The organism is Polyangiaceae bacterium, from assembly GCA_015075635.1.
Taxonomy (GTDB): Bacteria; Myxococcota_A; Polyangia; order Polyangiales; family Polyangiaceae; genus JADJKB01.
On record JABTUA010000003.1, the window covers coordinates 2,420,381 to 2,434,633 of the forward strand.

The 14,253-nt window shown below is 69.2% G+C and carries 12 protein-coding genes; 3 read left to right on the forward strand and 9 right to left on the reverse strand.

The window, feature by feature from the left end; translation table 11 throughout:
- Positions 1 to 34 precede the first annotated feature (34 nt).
- The 8 genes from HS104_41505 to HS104_41540 all read right to left on the reverse strand — a co-directional run bounded on the left by HS104_41505 (position 35) and on the right by HS104_41540 (position 9,652).
- A complete protein-coding gene (locus HS104_41505) occupies positions 35 to 1,993 on the reverse strand; it encodes a DUF2079 domain-containing protein (GenBank protein ID MBE7486435.1) in 1,959 nt (652 codons plus the stop codon).
- A 43-nt stretch (positions 1,994 to 2,036) separates the two neighbouring features.
- Positions 2,037 to 2,471, reverse strand: coding sequence for a hypothetical protein (locus HS104_41510; protein ID MBE7486436.1), 435 nt, complete (start codon positions 2,469 to 2,471; stop codon positions 2,037 to 2,039).
- Between the two features lie 2 nt (positions 2,472 to 2,473).
- Complete coding sequence (locus HS104_41515) at positions 2,474 to 4,387, reverse strand: hypothetical protein (GenBank protein ID MBE7486437.1); 1,914 nt, start codon at positions 4,385 to 4,387, stop codon at positions 2,474 to 2,476.
- Positions 4,388 to 4,581: 194 nt separating this feature from the next.
- Positions 4,582 to 5,343 (reverse strand): hypothetical protein, encoded by a 762-nt coding sequence (locus HS104_41520; protein MBE7486438.1) that lies wholly within the window; start codon positions 5,341 to 5,343, stop codon positions 4,582 to 4,584.
- A 38-nt stretch (positions 5,344 to 5,381) separates the two neighbouring features.
- Complete coding sequence (locus HS104_41525; protein MBE7486439.1) at positions 5,382 to 5,531, reverse strand: hypothetical protein; 150 nt, start codon at positions 5,529 to 5,531, stop codon at positions 5,382 to 5,384.
- Positions 5,532 to 5,686: 155 nt separating this feature from the next.
- Positions 5,687 to 6,010: a hypothetical protein gene (locus HS104_41530; GenBank protein MBE7486440.1), complete on the reverse strand. Its 324-nt coding sequence runs from the start codon at positions 6,008 to 6,010 to the stop codon at positions 5,687 to 5,689.
- Positions 6,011 to 6,087: 77 nt separating this feature from the next.
- Positions 6,088 to 7,923 (reverse strand): hypothetical protein, encoded by a 1,836-nt coding sequence (locus HS104_41535; GenBank protein ID MBE7486441.1) that lies wholly within the window; start codon positions 7,921 to 7,923, stop codon positions 6,088 to 6,090.
- A gap of 703 nt (positions 7,924 to 8,626) precedes the next feature.
- On the reverse strand, positions 8,627 to 9,652 hold the full coding sequence (locus HS104_41540) for an IS110 family transposase (protein ID MBE7486442.1): 1,026 nt from the start codon (positions 9,650 to 9,652) through the stop codon (positions 8,627 to 8,629).
- Between the two features lie 476 nt (positions 9,653 to 10,128).
- On the opposite strand from HS104_41540, the gene HS104_41545 reads away from it, so the two are divergent.
- From HS104_41545 to HS104_41555, 3 genes are all read left to right on the forward strand, one after another.
- Complete coding sequence (locus HS104_41545; protein ID MBE7486443.1) at positions 10,129 to 11,415, forward strand: hypothetical protein; 1,287 nt, start codon at positions 10,129 to 10,131, stop codon at positions 11,413 to 11,415.
- A 128-nt stretch (positions 11,416 to 11,543) separates the two neighbouring features.
- On the forward strand, positions 11,544 to 12,110 hold the full coding sequence (locus HS104_41550; GenBank protein ID MBE7486444.1) for a Uma2 family endonuclease: 567 nt from the start codon (positions 11,544 to 11,546) through the stop codon (positions 12,108 to 12,110).
- An 8-nt stretch (positions 12,111 to 12,118) separates the two neighbouring features.
- A complete protein-coding gene (locus HS104_41555; protein MBE7486445.1) occupies positions 12,119 to 13,084 on the forward strand; it encodes a M23 family metallopeptidase in 966 nt (321 codons plus the stop codon).
- A 1-nt stretch (position 13,085) separates the two neighbouring features.
- Here HS104_41555 and HS104_41560 read toward each other — a convergent pair whose 3' ends face one another.
- Positions 13,086 to 14,195, reverse strand: a complete 1,110-nt coding sequence (locus tag HS104_41560) for an SCO family protein (protein ID MBE7486446.1) — start codon at positions 14,193 to 14,195, stop codon at positions 13,086 to 13,088.
- Positions 14,196 to 14,253 lie beyond the last annotated feature (58 nt).

A 14,253-nucleotide genomic window follows, 5' to 3' on the forward strand; every position in this document is an offset into this window, starting at 1 on the left:
GACCCCCCGTCTCGTGCAGAGGCGGGGGGTTCGTTTATTGGCGCCCAGCGAGGAGCTGGAGGAGCTCCGCGTTACGGTCGAGCGGCGCTCCGCGACGCAGGACCACGAAGTTCGGGCGCTCCGCGTGGAAGCCGAAGCGGCCGCTCTGGAGCTCGTCCGTCACGATGCGGCGCGCCGCCCCGAAGTCGAGGTCGTCGTGGGAGTACAGCAGGTAGTCAGCGCCCTGGTGCTCGTACTTGAGGGTGAACAAGTACTCGCGCTGCGCGAGGTGGGGAGTGTCGTGCTCCGTCGCGGCGACGCTGGCGTCGGGCGGGATGGTCCTGGCGATCTCACGCAGGTTCCTGAGGTTTTCGAGGTGCTGGCGGGTGAGGTCGAAGCGGACTCGCCCGCCGCCGGAGGTGAAATTCTCGCGCTGCAGGGCGCCAAACTGGTGCGTGCAAAGCAGGGTCCCGAACATCAGCGCGCCGAGCGCCGAGTCCCTCGCGATGGGACCACGTCGCTTGCCGAGACGCTCGAGAGCCAAGATCGCCGCGAGGAAGACGTACGGGGTGAAGTGAGTGACGTACTGGAAGCGGATCTCGACGACCGGCATGTAGCCGGTGGAGAGCAGGGTGACGAACGCGCCCGGAAACAACAGGAAGAGGAAGCGCTTGTCGCGCAGGGGCAAGAAGGCGAGCGGCGTGAAAACGTGCAGGACGTAGGGGATCTTCTCGGGGAAGAGGATGGTGGAGAAGACGAAGAGCGGATTGGTCAGCAGGGTCTCGAGCACACCCTTGAACCCGACCTCGCCTGGCGCGACGAGCTTCTCGTAGATGTAGACGAACGAAGCGTCGCCGTACTTGGGCATGATCACGAACTTGACCACCACGAAGTACGCCGCCGAGAGCACGAAGAGCGCCGCCCCGACCCGCGCGCGATGGCCTGCGATGAGCAGCGCCAAGCCCAAGCCGATGCCACCGAGGGGGACGTCCTCGCGGCACATCAACGACATCACGACGAAGACCCAGAACCACGGCCACCGCTCCGTGAAAAAGAAGTAGGCGGCCCAGAGGACGAAGAAGGCGGAGACGGTCAGGAAGTGGAAGTCGCTGAAGGTTGGCGCGTGGAGCGGAGGATAGAGGAGAAAGGCGCCGGCAACCGCTGCCGCCCTCCAGTCGCTCGCAAGGCGCCGCCGCGCGATCAGGTAGAGCGGAATAGCGGCCAGACCAAGAAGGGCCGCCTGCAAGAGCACCAACGTCGAGGCATCCGGGCGGAGCGCGTAGAGCGGAGCCAGCAAGTAGACCGCTGGCTCGGTGTGGATCGAGAGGTAGGAGCCGTCGCGCGGGTGCGTGATCGGGCAGTAAAAGGGGCGGCCTTGAAGCGTGTTCCAGAAGAACGTCGCGTAGTAGCCGAGGTCGAAGCCGGAGGTCTGGCGGCGCAGGTGTTGGAGCCAGGTGTAGTAGCCCATGTAGCCAACGAAGCTCGCGACCAGGAGGGCCACCACCCCGTGAGGCGCCCACGAGCGGAGCCTCACGGCGGTCTGGATGCGCGAGGACCACGCTCGGAGCGCGTCCAGCGCGTCGAGGCGCCGCGCCTCGCGCAGCGTCACGCGCAGCGAGCGCTCGAGCGCCAGCACCAGCACGGCTGCGCTCAGCAAGAACGAGGGGTCGCGGCCGGTCCACGCCTGGACCGAGAGCATGGGTGGCACGGCCCACAAGACGACGCAGACCGCGAGAAGGCGCGCCGCGCTGCCGGCCTGCTCGCTGCGTTCGGCGGCGGCAGCGCGTCCGCCGGTGCGCCACGCGACGGCCACCGTGGCGAACAACACCACGCACGGGACGGTCGCGCCTACGACCAGCCACGAGATGAGGTGATCGCGACCGTGTGGGGAGAGCTCGTTCCTCGCCACGAACGCTGGTAGCCATCGAGCGCCCCGCAGCGCCCGCAGGAAGAAGGCGACGCTGGCGCCCTCGGCCGCGAAGAGCAGGAGCGTGCGCACGAAGCGTACGGCCATCGCGGCGCCTACTCGGCGCCTGGATTCGCGGCCAGCCACCAGGTCAGCTGCCACTGTCGGAGCAAGGCACGTCGAACGCCGTCGCGCCGACGGACCACTTCCCGAGCCCACAACCGAAGTATGTGCGCTCGGCTTTCTCGCAGTCGTGGAGCTTACAGTTCAGGTAGGGGAGTTCGGTCTTGCAGCAAGGGTCCCCATCCTTCGGGAGCGTCGTCGGACACAGGCACTCCCCGGCGTCCGCGTCCTCGTCGACGTCGGGAGGGGCGTCCGCCTGCGTGTCCGGGGCGATGTCGGGGCTGGCGTCCTGGGTCCCGCCAGACCCCGCGGCGCCGCCGTCGCTGTCCGGGTGGGCGTCACTACCGCCCAGACCTCCACCGCCGCCAGTTTCCTGGGAAGAACTCTCCGTGGAGCCGCCGCACGCGGGGCCGAGTGTCGTCGTGAGGACCGCGATGAGCGCGAGCAGGTTGGTCGGCTTCATGCTCAGTAATCCGCCCAGCGCTTGGTGTGATAGAAGGACTTCCAGGGCAGCCACTTCGTGCCGCAGTCGCACGACGCGTTCGTGCACGGGCCGGTCTCCCACGTCGTGTAGTAGACGTTGCCCCGGTCGTCCGTCGCGAAGATGACGGGCACCACCGTCCCCACTGGATCGTCCTGCCAGCGGCTCGCGGTGACCGACACGATGCCGGGCGGCGTGGTGCCCGAACAGTTGACGGCCGGCGCGAAGATCGGCGGCCCGAGCGGCGCGTCGAAGGAGATCCAGGCATACCAGGAGTTTCCCGATGTCGCGGTCTGGCCGCGGATCCAGAGGTGTCCTTGGTTGTCCACAGCGACCACGAACACGCGGTTGTCCGAGAGCCAGCCGGCATCGATGTCCACGATGCTGGCCGGTGCCGCGAAGTCCGTCGGCGTGACGACCGGGAACGGCTCCGCCATCCACTTCACTGCGCCGGTCGTCGTCACCAGGAACGCCATCTGTTGCAGGTCGCCATGGCGCCGGATCGCCGAGATGGAACGGTAGGCGTCGTTCACCCACCCGCTGATCAACAGCTCCCACGAGGCCCAGGGGTCGTACGCGCCCGAGCCCGTGCGCCGGCGGCGCCACGCCCAGCCGCCGGCGACGTCCTCGGCGCCGAAGAAGTAGGGCCGGCCTGCCGAGTCGAGCGCGGCGTCCACGTCGCGGACGACGTGCCCCGACGGCTGACCAAAGCTCACGAACGCCGACCAGGCTCCGTTGGCCTGCACCTCGCGGTGGTAGAGGCCGTTCGTCGTCGTGGTCACGAGCAGCTGCGGGTAGTTGTTGGCGAGCCGGATCGCCGCGATCCTGTTCGCGGACGCCGGCGACCCGAACGTGGACCAGTGGGACCACCCGTCGGTCAGGCTGGCGCTGTTGCGCGAGCGCGTTCGGATCTGGTCCGCGTCCCCATCGACGGCCCAGACCTGCGTTCGGTTGGTGCCCGACGCGTGGCGGGTGATGGCGACGTTCCTGGCGAACTGGGGAGCCTGGGCGAATCGCCTGGCGCCGGGGCTGACGGCCGTGTTGTCCGCGCCGGCGCCGGCGTCCTCGCAGGGCACGTTCTCGGGTGTCGTCACCGAGGTCCCGTGCATCACGCCTCGGATCACGTAGCCGTCTCTGACGTTCCAGGCGACGAGCGGGGAGCCGGACGCGCCTCCGCGCATCGAGCAGTTCGAGACGAGCTCGTCGTTGGTGACTGAGGCAATCGTGCACGTGGGATCGACGAAGCCGTTCTGCCACCACCGGTTCCACCCAGGCATAGGGTTGTCACAGGGGCAGGCCCCGCCTGGGCAGGAGTTGACCTCGTCGGTCGCGTTCGCGGGCGGGCACAGCGCGTCGGGGCTGAGCTTGGTCTTGTCGCGATCATAGCCCGCGCGGGACACGGCCTCCCCCACCGTGGGCGTACCGAAGGACATGGCGAGGGTCGGGAACCCGGCGACCGGCGGGCACCACTGCTGGGTGTGCTGGGCATTCCACTCGCAGTCGAGGCGCATGATCGCCCAGTCCGACGCCTGCATGCCTTGGTTTGACAGCCCGCCCACTTCCGCCAGGTAGCCGGTGACGCTGCGCGCGACGCGGTAGCGCGGCGGATCGACCCGGCTCGGGTGGAAGTTGGGGTAGAAGCGCAGGTTGGGCTGCCACTCCGCGGTGTCGGAGTTGCGTGCGCAGTGCGCTGCGGCCAGGACGTGGTAGCCGTCGATGAGCGTTGCGCTGCACCCGTTGTTGAGGAAGCCGACGGCGCCCCACGGCAAGCTCTGCGTCATCGGCAGCGTCTGCGAGAAATCCGGGCAGTAAACGGCGGGGCTTTCCTCGACCCCGAGCGTCGAATCTGCCTCGTCAGCCCCGTCACCACACGCGGCGAGCGCCGCACCGGACGCCATCAGGAGAGTTCCCAGAACCTGCCTGAATCGCTCACGCCTGAGCGAACGCGGAGGGCGTTCGCGGCGCGGCGATGCGGAATTCAGGCACGATTTGTGCTCTGTCTGTCTGTCTGTCTGTGGAACTACTGAGCTGCTCGTTCATCTTCACCCTCCCGAGCTCGGTAGCGACATGGCACCAGGTTCACCGCTGGTCGTCAAGCATCGCAGCGCGCGAGGTGACGCAACGGCACTTTGGATCCGCGACCGCGCCTCGTGGAAGTGCGGCACCTCGCGCGCAGGCGGCGCACCTTCCCCTGCCGCGCGCAGCGGCCAGCGCGAGCGCCGTGCCGCGCGTTGCTTCGCCGTACTGCGAGGCGCTGGCGGCGAGCACTGGCTTTGCGCAAGGTCGCGCGGCCGGAGACCTCGCGCGACAGCGAGTATCCCGCGACGCACCGCGCTCGAGGACGCGCGGGTTGGTCCAGGAGGGCCACCACCCCGTGAGGCGCCCACGAGCGGAGCCTCGAGCCGGTCTGAATGCGCGAGGACCACGCTCGGAGCGCGACCAGCGCGTCGAGGCGCCGCGCCTCGCGCAGCGAGCGCTCGAGCGCCAGCACCAGCACGGCTGCGCTCAGCAAGAACGAGAGGTCACGGCCGATCCACGCCTGGACCGAGAGCATGGGTGGTACGGCCCACAGGACGACGCAGACCGCGAGAAGGCGCGCCGCGCTGCCGGCCTGCTCGGTGCGTTCGGCGGCGGCAGCGCGTCCGCCGGTGCGCCACGCGACGGCCACCGTGGCGAAAAACACTACGCACGGGACGGTCGCGCCTACGACCAGCCACGAGATGAGGTGATCGCGACCGTGTGGGGAGAGCTCGTTCCTCGCCACGAACGCTGGTAGCCATCGAGCGCCCCGCAGCGCCCGCAGGAAGAAGGCCACGCTGGCGCCCTCGGCCGCGAGGAGCAGGAGCGCGGGCATGACACGTGCAGGCACCGCGGCGCTCGCAGCGATCGACTTCACACGCTGCCTCGATTGAGTCGCCTCGTGGTGACGAGCCCGAGCGAAAGCTGTGCCCAGTATGCCGACAGCCCGAGCCGCAGGCCGGGCATCAGCAGGAGGGTCCAGAGCGGGTTCGTGAAGCCCTGCACCCACGCGACGCGCAGCACGGCGATCGAGTACACGAGCAGGCCGGCCGCGATGGCGAGCCACGGGCTGGGCGCTTCGACGGCGGCACCTCGAAGGCCGTGCCGCCTGCTCCTCCGGCGAGGGTGCCCGAACGAAGCGCGAGAAGCGACCAAGTGGGTCCGGTCGCCTTCGTTCGCTACTTGCCGGCGTCCGGGCACTGGTAGTCGAAACCGTTCAGCTGGGTCGTCCAGCTGTCATCGACGCAAGTTGCAATCCAGAACTCGCCGGCGGGGCACACCAGGTACTTGCATGGGACGGACCCGGAGGGCGCGCAGCAGGGTGCTCCGTCCGCGGGGAGATCCGGCGGACAGTCGCACGACGCCGCCTCCTCGGCCGGTGAGTCCTCCGCGCCCGCATCGCTCTCCGGCGGAAGGTCGAGCGTGACGTCCGGGGGAGCGGCCCCGTCGCCACCCGTGGCCGAATCGCCTTGCGCTCCCGAGTCGCCGGGAGCGTCCGACATCGTGCTGCCGCCACAGGCACTGGCCAGCGCGGACGCAGTCGCGAGCGAATGGAGTAGCTGTCGAACGCGCATGCTCCTCAAAAGTCGGCCCAGCGGCCCGAGTGATAGAAGGACTTCCACGGGTGCCACTGGGTCCCGCAATCACATGATGGGGTCTTGCAGGGGCCGGCCTCCCAGGTCGTGTAGTAGACGTTGCCCTTGTCGTCCGTGACGAGCACCACCGGGATCACCGTGCTCTGAGGATCGTCCTGCCAGCGACTGATGGTGACCGAGACGATCCGCGGCGGCAGCGGGTTGGCGCAGTTCTGGTCCGGAGTGTACGCCTTCGGGCTGTAGTTGAGCCAACCGAACCAGGAATTGCCGCTGGTCGAGGTCTGCCCTCGCCACCAGAGCCCGCCGTTTGCATCAACGGCGATGACGAAGACTCGGTTGTCCGAGAGCCAGCCCGCGTCGATGTCCACCATGGTCGCGGGGGCAGCGAAGTCCGAGGGAGTCGAGACCGGAAACGGCTCGGCCATCCACTTGACCGTCCCAGTAGAGGTGACCAGAAACGCCTGTTGGACCAGATCGCCGGCCCGGCGAATGGCGCTGACCTTGGTGTACGCATCGGGCACCCAGCCAGAGATCAAGAGCTGCCAATCGAGCCAGCGGCTGTAGGCTGCCGTTCCGCTCCGGCGCCTCCGCCACGCCCAGCCTCCCGCGACGTTGTCCACGGCGTACAGATGTGCCACCCCAGATCCGTCGTAGGCCGCGTCGATGTCTCTCACGACATGGCCCGACGGCACCACGAAGCTCGCCCAGGAAGTCCAGTTGCCCGCGAGGTCGACGTAACGAAAGGACATGGCGCCGCTCGTGTTCGTGACCATGACTTGCGGCTTCCCGTTGGTGAGGTACATGGCCGCGATGCGGTCCACGTTCGCCACCGCGCCGAAGTCGGACCACGCCTGCCAGCCAGCGGTCAGGCTCGCGGACTTCCGCGACCGTGTGCGGACGCGGCCCGAGTCACTGTCGGTCGCCCAGACCTGGGTTCGATTGGAGCCGCTCTCGTGCCGAGTGAGCGCCACGTTCGCCGCGAAGCGCGGGACGTTGGCGAAGCGGTTCACGCTGGGCGCGATCCCGTCGTAACCGCCCGGCGGGTTGCACGCGCCGACCGTGATGCCCATGCCGTGTTCGACCCCCAGGAGCACGGGCGTGCCGAGGTCCGCGAGCAGCGGGGAGCCGGACGCCCCGCCCGTAGTCGAGCAACTGGTGCGGACGAGGTCGTCTGTGCTCCCGTTGTCGTTGGTCGAGTCGACGACGCAGCTCGGATCGACCAGGCCGTAGTTCCACCAACGGTGGTTGTCGGTGGCCGGATCGAAATCGCAAGGGCAGGAGCCGCCTCCTGCGCACCCGGCGACGAGCTCGTCGCCATACGGCGGACAGCGAACGTCCGGCCCGAGCGCAAAGGGATCGCGATCGTACCCGCCACGATAGACCGACCACCCTTGGTAGGCAGTCATGGGGAGGGCTGGAATGCTCGGGAAGTCCACGACAGGTGGACACCACTGCTGCGTGAATGTGTCGTTCCACGCGCAGTCGAGCCTCATGATCGACCAGTCGGACGCCAGAAAACCCGCTTCGGGATCTCCAGCACCCCAGCCGGTCGCTGCCAAAGTGCCGACCACCGCACGCGAGATCGAGTACCTCGGCGGGTTGGTGCGCGTCGGATCGAAGTTCGGGTAGAAATTCAATCCGGTCTGCCACACCGCGTTGTCCCAGTGCGCGCAGTGAGCGGCTGCGGCGATGTGGTGCGGGTCGATCAGCACCGCCGTGCACCCGTTGTTGAGGTACCCGACCGCGCCCCACGGCAACGTGGTCGTCGCCGAGAACATCTGGTAGAAATCGGGGCAGTACACCGTGGCTTGCTCGGTCACGCCCGGCGCGTCGGGTGCCGCCTGACCGCAGGCTGAAAGCGCCGCGGAAGCGCCGCCTACGACGAGCAGCAGTGCGGCGCCACGAACAACGCCGCGCGCGCCGGACGCATCATGCAGGCACGCTTGTTGCAGCTTGCTTGCTTGGTACTTGCTTCATCTTGCCCTCCCGTTCGCTGCTGAGGAGAGAAGAGCAGCGGACGCCCGCGCGGTCAAGCAGAGACCGCACGCCGCACGCTGTGTGCCGTCGCGGGTCAGTGACGCGTTGGAGCGCGGCGGTGACGCAGTGGAGGGAGGCAACGGCGATGGAGCTCAGCGTGGTGGAGTGCAAGCCTGGGCCGGCGCCGGCCCAGGCAGCACGTTTGCGGCGCCTCGCGCGCAGGCGGTACACCTTCCCCTGCCGACTATGAGGTGGCACTACAGTCAAAGAATAAATTCGTCCATCGCGGCATTCTGGTTGGTCTGGGTCTCCAATCCGAGGGTGGGCAAGGCGCGGGGCAACGGGCTGCTTCAATCGACTATCCGCGCTTCGAGGCGCACAGGTGGAAATCCGTCGACGGGGTGCAATCGCGCGCACAGGGTCGGAGCCAGCAGAAGCTGGACGCCCGGAGCGGCAGGGACGCACTCACCGTCGCTGGACAGCCGTTGCTCGGCTTGCTTTGCCCGGTCTCTGGGACCGGAACAGTGTGGCTCGCGCTGTGCGGCGCTAGGTGGAGCGCGGCTGACGCGAATGGTTTGGCTGGTACGTCGAGCCGTCGCGCCAGATGGCGAACAGCACGCCCGCCAGCTTGCGCGCTACGGCGACCGTCGCGATGAACTTGCCACGCCGCTGCTCGATCTGTGCGGCCCAGCGGCTGATGGGATCGAGCGGACGCAGCCGGCGGAAGTTCCAAGCGGCCTGTACCAAGGCGCGGCGTACCGGTGCCGGGCCGGCCTTGGTGATGCCCGTGCGTTGTTGCCTTTCGGAACTGGACTTCTCGCCGGGGGTCAGTCCGAGGAAGGCCTGAACGGAGTGCGCACTCGGGAAGCGCGCGCGGTCGTCGAGCGCCGCTACGAAGCGCAGGCTGGTGACCGGTCCCACGCCCGGTACCGACATCAGCCGCACGCACACCGGATCCTCCGCCGACAGCGCCGTAAGCTCCTGGTCGGCCGGAGCGATCTGGGCATTGAGCGAGTCGATCACCTGCAGCATGCGCTCGATGTACTCCGGCATCCCGTCGCACGTCTTCAGCGCGGCGGCGCGAAAGCGTTTCGGGAAGGCCTCGGCGCCACCGGAGGGAATCGTGAGCAGCTGCGTCCGTGCCCAACCGCGGACGCAATTGATCAGCGAGGTCCGCTGAGCAAGCAACTCTTCGCGGACCGTGCACATGCTGCGGCGCTGACGCGCCAGGTCGGTGGGGATGTGCACGGACGGCAGATCGATCCTGCACGACACCTCGCTCAGCACTTGCGCATCGCGCCGGTCGGTCTTGATGCGACGTGCGCCGACGCCCAGGCTCTTGACCAGCGTGGTGGGCACTACGCGGACCTCGTGCCCGTGGCTCAGCGCCAGGTCGGCTACACGGAACGCCTCGGAGCAGGTCTCGACAATCACGCGACTCGCCGCCTGGCGCTCGAGAAAGCGCCCCAGCGCTTTGGTCTCGAGCTTCTGCTCCTGCACGACCTTGCCGTCCGCCTCGCGGACGCAGATCTGGGATTTCATCTTGCCGAGATCGATCGCAATATGCTGCATGGCTGTCTCCTGACGCTGCGCTCGCAAGCGCGTTTTGGGTTTGAGGCCCGAGTATCGGTGACCTCGTCGCGCAGGAGGCAGCCACTTCCTGCTTTCGCGGCTCGCCCGCGAGCTCGAACACGCCGGCTATTACGGCGGACGTCACGACCATCGCGAACGCCGCAACGACGACCCTTGGAGCCGAGACAATGGCGCGGACTCCATGAGCTGCCAGGTCGCGAGCCACCTCATCACATCTCGCGCAGCGGCCAGCGCGAGCGCCGTGCCGCGCGTTGCTACGCTGTACCGCGAGGCTTTGGGGAAGGTCGCGCGGCCGGAGCCCTCGCGCGACGGCGAGCCGTCTCGTGCAGAGGCGGGGGGTTCGGTTTTTCACGGCTGCGCGCCGATGGCGGTGAGGTGGCCGCCCCGGTCAATCCATTGGCCGCCCGGGCCAGGGAGGATGCGCGCTCGCTGCCGTACGCCGAGCAGGAGGTCAGATGAAGCGCTCGATGGTGTTCGGAGTCGGCATTCTCCTCGGGGTCTCGGGCTGCGGGGGGAGCGACGGCGGTGGTGGCGGCAACGCCGCCGGGGCCGCGGGTGCGGCGAGCGGCGGGACGTCCGGCGTCGGCGCGACGGGTGGCACAGGCGGCGCAGGTGGAGCTGCCGGAGCCGCCGGAGCGGGTGGCGCGGGCGGGATCGCCGGCGCAGCGGGCTCGGGTGGAGCAGGCGGCTCTTCGGGGTCCGGCGCGGGTGGTTGCGTCGAGGTCGCGGCAGGAGCCATGCACAGCTGCGCGCTCCGCGCGGACGGCAGCGTCGCGTGCTGGGGAGCCAACACCAAGGGACAGCTTGGTACCGGCGTGCTTCAACCGGCGCCGACTCCGGTCCCCTCGGCGGCCGGTCACGTGATGAAGCAGCTCAGCGCGGGCTACGCGCACACCTGCGGGCTCGACGGTGCGGGCGACGCCTGGTGCTGGGGCGACAAGGGCCAGCTCGGTGCAGCGGAGAACGCCGCGTCACCGAAGCCGTTGAAGGTGTCGGGGCTGGCGGGCGCGACCGAGGTCGCGGCTCGCATCTTCCACTCGTGCGCGTTGAAGGCGGACGGCACGGTCGCTTGCTGGGGCTCCAACACCTACGGCGGCCTGGGCGACGGGACGAAGACCAGCGCGCCGGTGCCGGTGGCGGCGAAGAACGTCAGCACAGCGGCGGCGGTGACCGCGGGCCTCGACTTCAGCTGCGCGCTCGGCGGCGACGGGAAGGTCCGCTGCTGGGGCTACAACTCCTACGGTTGCCTCGGCGATGGCGGTACCGTCGGCAGCCAGCTCACGCCGGTGGAAGCCAAGCTCCCGAGCGCGGCCGCGGAGATCTCCGGCGGGGGCGGGCACGCCTGCGCGGTGCTGAAGACGGGTGCGCTCTGGTGCTGGGGCTGGAACGCGTACGGACAGGTCGGCACGAAGACCCCCGAGATTCCGGCGCAGGTGATGGCGGGCGGCGTGGCGCACGTGTCGGCGGGCGGGGCTCACACCTGCGCGCTCGAGACTGATGGCTCGCTCTGGTGTTGGGGACGCAACGCCGACGGCCAGGTCGGGAACGGCGCGAAGGAGGATGTGCCCGCGCCGACGCAGGTCATGACCGGCGTCGCCCAGGTCTCGGCCGGCAACTGGCACACGTGCGCGCTGAAGACCGACGGCACGGTGTGGTGCTGGGGCGACGGTACCGACGGGCAAGTCGGATCCGGTCTCGCCGCAGCGCACTTGAACCCGGTGCAGATCGCGGCGTGCGAGTGAGCTGAAGCGCAGGGCGGGGGAGGGCGCTGGCGCCGGCGCCGTGGCCCCGATGCTCACCGGGGTGGCGACCGGCACGACCGGAGCGCCGGAGCAGCGTGGCACTCACGTGTGCTACGCTCGCGCGGAGGATGTCGCTGCCCGTCCCGTTCCACAGCTACTCCTACGCGGACTACCTCGCGCTGGAAGATCACAGCCCGGTGCGGCACGAGTTCGTTTCAGGGGAGATCTACGCGATGGCCGGCGGAACGCCGGAGCACGCGGCACTGGCCGCGGCGGTGCTCCGCCACCTCGGGAACCAGCTGCCGGCGGGGTGCCGCGCGTACACGTCGGATCTGCGCGTCCGCGTCGCGGGCAGCGACGTCACGACGTATCCGGACGGCACGGTCGTTTGCGGCAAGACCAGTCGTGCTGCAGACGATCCCACGGCCGTGACGAACCCCGTCGTGTTGATCGAGGTCACGAGCCCGTCCACCGAGGCCTACGACCGCGGCGCCAAGCTCGGCTTCTACAAGAACCTGCCCAGCGTGCGCGAGGTGTTGATTCTCTCGCACCAGGGTCCACACGCGGCCCTCCACCGCCGCGGGCAGGACGGAGCCTGGAGCGTCCACGAAGCCGGGCAGGGTGAAACCATCGAGGTCGAGTCCGTGGGTGCCTCGCTCGCGATCGACGAGGTTTATCGGGACTTCGCGGAGTGAGGGTCGCCATGCCGGAGCGCATCGGGCTCGTGGAAGCGCTGGGTCTCAGGCCCTGGGGCAAGACCCTGCGCGAGGCCGCGCTCGCGCTGGGCGGGGACGCGAGCACGCCGAAGACGCGCTTCGATCTCAGCTCGCTCGGCAACCTGCACCCGCGCCTCGGCGCCGCGCTGTGGCTCGGGAAGAAGCCGATGGGGCGGCGCGTCCCGATCACCAACCTGTACAACTACCGCCAGCCTCCGCCCGAGCTCGGCTGGTCGGTGCGGGTGAGCGACGTGCGCGACTTCCGCGGCGGGGACAACACCTACGACAGCCACAACGGCACTGACTTCGCCATCCCGCCCGGCACCAGCGTGGTCGCGGCGGCGCCGGGGACCGTGCTCCGGGTCTCGAGCGAGTTCCACCGCGGCGGACGCAAGATCCTGCTCGACCATGGCCAAGGCCTCGTCACCTCTTACAACCACCTGAGTCGGCCCTTGGTCACGCCCGGCCAGCGCGTGAAGCGCGGCGAGCCCATCGCGCTGTCGGGCTACAGCGGCCTCGACGCGCTCGTCGGCTTTCCGTGGGCTCCGCCCCACGTGCACTTCAACGTCTGGCTCGACGGAGTGTACGTCGATCCCTTCACGCCAATCGAGCGCGACGAGCCGTCGCTCTGGCGGCGGCACAACGACCCCGTGCCCGCGCCAGCGAGCGAGCTCGACGACGACGCCATCCCGCCGAGCGACTGGGACGAAGGCGCCATGACGCTCGCCGTCGGCGCGTGCCAGCACGCGGGCACGCGGGCGGAGATCGAGCGAGCGGCGACGGCCACGGAGCGCGCCGGCGCGCTCTTGATGCACCTCGCGTATTTTCCGACTCGCTTCCAGCGGGACCGCCTCGGCGAGGGCTTCTCGCTGTTCCGCGTGCCCCACGCCCGCGAGCCCCGCCTCGACCTTCCGTTCTCCCACCGCGACTACGACGGCGTGGCCTTCTTGTGACTCAGTGGGCGTAGGCGCCGGGGCTCTCGCCGAAGCGCTTGCGACACTGTTCGGAGCAGAAGTAGATCGTCTCGCCCCCGTCCAGCTCGAGCTTCAGAGCGTCGGCGGTCACCCGCACCTTCATGCGGCATACCGGATCGATCGCGACCACGGCGTCCAGCGCCGGCGCCGAAGGAGGAGGCAGCGCGACCAGGTACTTCACCAGCCGGTCGAGCTCTTCGCCCGACAGGTCGCCGGCGTAGGACGGCATCATCAGCGGGTAGCCGATCACGCGCTTGGCCGCCGGCGAGACGATGGACTCCCTCAAGTAGGCCTCGTCGGCGCTGACGAACAGCCGCGTGTCGAGCTCACGGCGCTGACCGGAGAGACCGCCCAGCGGCGGCGCCAGCTCCGGACGCTCGTGGCAATTGGCGCAGGACAGCTCGTGGTACAGCACCTCTGCGCTGCGCGCTCCGGCAGGCGGCGGTGGTGGCGTGCTGCCCAAGAGCGCGCGCACGCTCCGCGCCAGGGCCTTGAAGTCTTCGGCGTCGTCGGAGTCGAAGATGCCGCGCACCATGCCGCGCTGATCCACCAGCGCGAACACGCTGCTGTGGAACACGGCGTCGAGGCCGCCGTCGGTGCGCACGGCGGTGATGTGAAAGCCGCGGGCCAGCTCCGTCAGCCCACCCGGCGTGGTCTCGAGGAGCAGCCAGCGAGACTCCCCGGGGTTCCACTGCCTGGCGTACTCGGCGAGCACCTCCACCGTGTCGTGCTCCGGATCCACGGAGAAGCTGACGAAGCGCACGGGCACGCCGGACAGGTCGCGCTGCAACCGGACCATCTTGGCGGTGAGCATGGGACACACGGTGCGGCACGTGGTGAAGACGAAGTTGGCGACGTACGGCTCGCCAGCGAGGGTGGCCTTCGTCACCGCGCGGCCGTGCTGATCGCGGAAGGCAAAATCGGGCGACGGGAACAGCTCTGCCGGTGACTCCGGCTTCTGCCGATGGGCGTACTCCTCGGCCGGGATCGGCGCGCGTGCTCGCGCGAGGAAATACAGCGCCACGGCCACGCCGAGCGTCAAGAGCGCTGCGCCGACGAGGGCCTGCTTCGTAGCGCGCCTGGCGTTCACGGCGCCGAGCCTACCAACGTTCTTCAGCGCAGCGGGAAAGCAGTGATAGACTGCGACC

What these genes read in the sequence shown, in the direction of transcription:
- HS104_41505 (MBE7486435.1), bottom strand. Translation starts at nt 1,993, where the DNA reads ATGGCCGTACGCTTCGTGCGCACGCTCCTGCTCTTCGCGGCCGAGGGC.
- HS104_41510 (MBE7486436.1), bottom strand. Translation starts at nt 2,471, where the DNA reads ATGAAGCCGACCAACCTGCTCGCGCTCATCGCGGTCCTCACGACGACA.
- HS104_41515 (MBE7486437.1), bottom strand. Translation starts at nt 4,387, where the DNA reads ATGGCGTCCGGTGCGGCGCTCGCCGCGTGTGGTGACGGGGCTGACGAG.
- HS104_41520 (MBE7486438.1), bottom strand. Translation starts at nt 5,343, where the DNA reads ATGCCCGCGCTCCTGCTCCTCGCGGCCGAGGGCGCCAGCGTGGCCTTC.
- HS104_41530 (MBE7486440.1), bottom strand. Translation starts at nt 6,010, where the DNA reads ATGTCGGACGCTCCCGGCGACTCGGGAGCGCAAGGCGATTCGGCCACG.
- HS104_41540 (MBE7486442.1), bottom strand. Translation starts at nt 9,652, where the DNA reads ATGCAGCATATTGCGATCGATCTCGGCAAGATGAAATCCCAGATCTGC.
- HS104_41545 (MBE7486443.1), top strand. Translation starts at nt 10,129, where the DNA reads ATGAAGCGCTCGATGGTGTTCGGAGTCGGCATTCTCCTCGGGGTCTCG.
- HS104_41550 (MBE7486444.1), top strand. Translation starts at nt 11,544, where the DNA reads ATGTCGCTGCCCGTCCCGTTCCACAGCTACTCCTACGCGGACTACCTC.
- HS104_41555 (MBE7486445.1), top strand. Translation starts at nt 12,119, where the DNA reads ATGCCGGAGCGCATCGGGCTCGTGGAAGCGCTGGGTCTCAGGCCCTGG.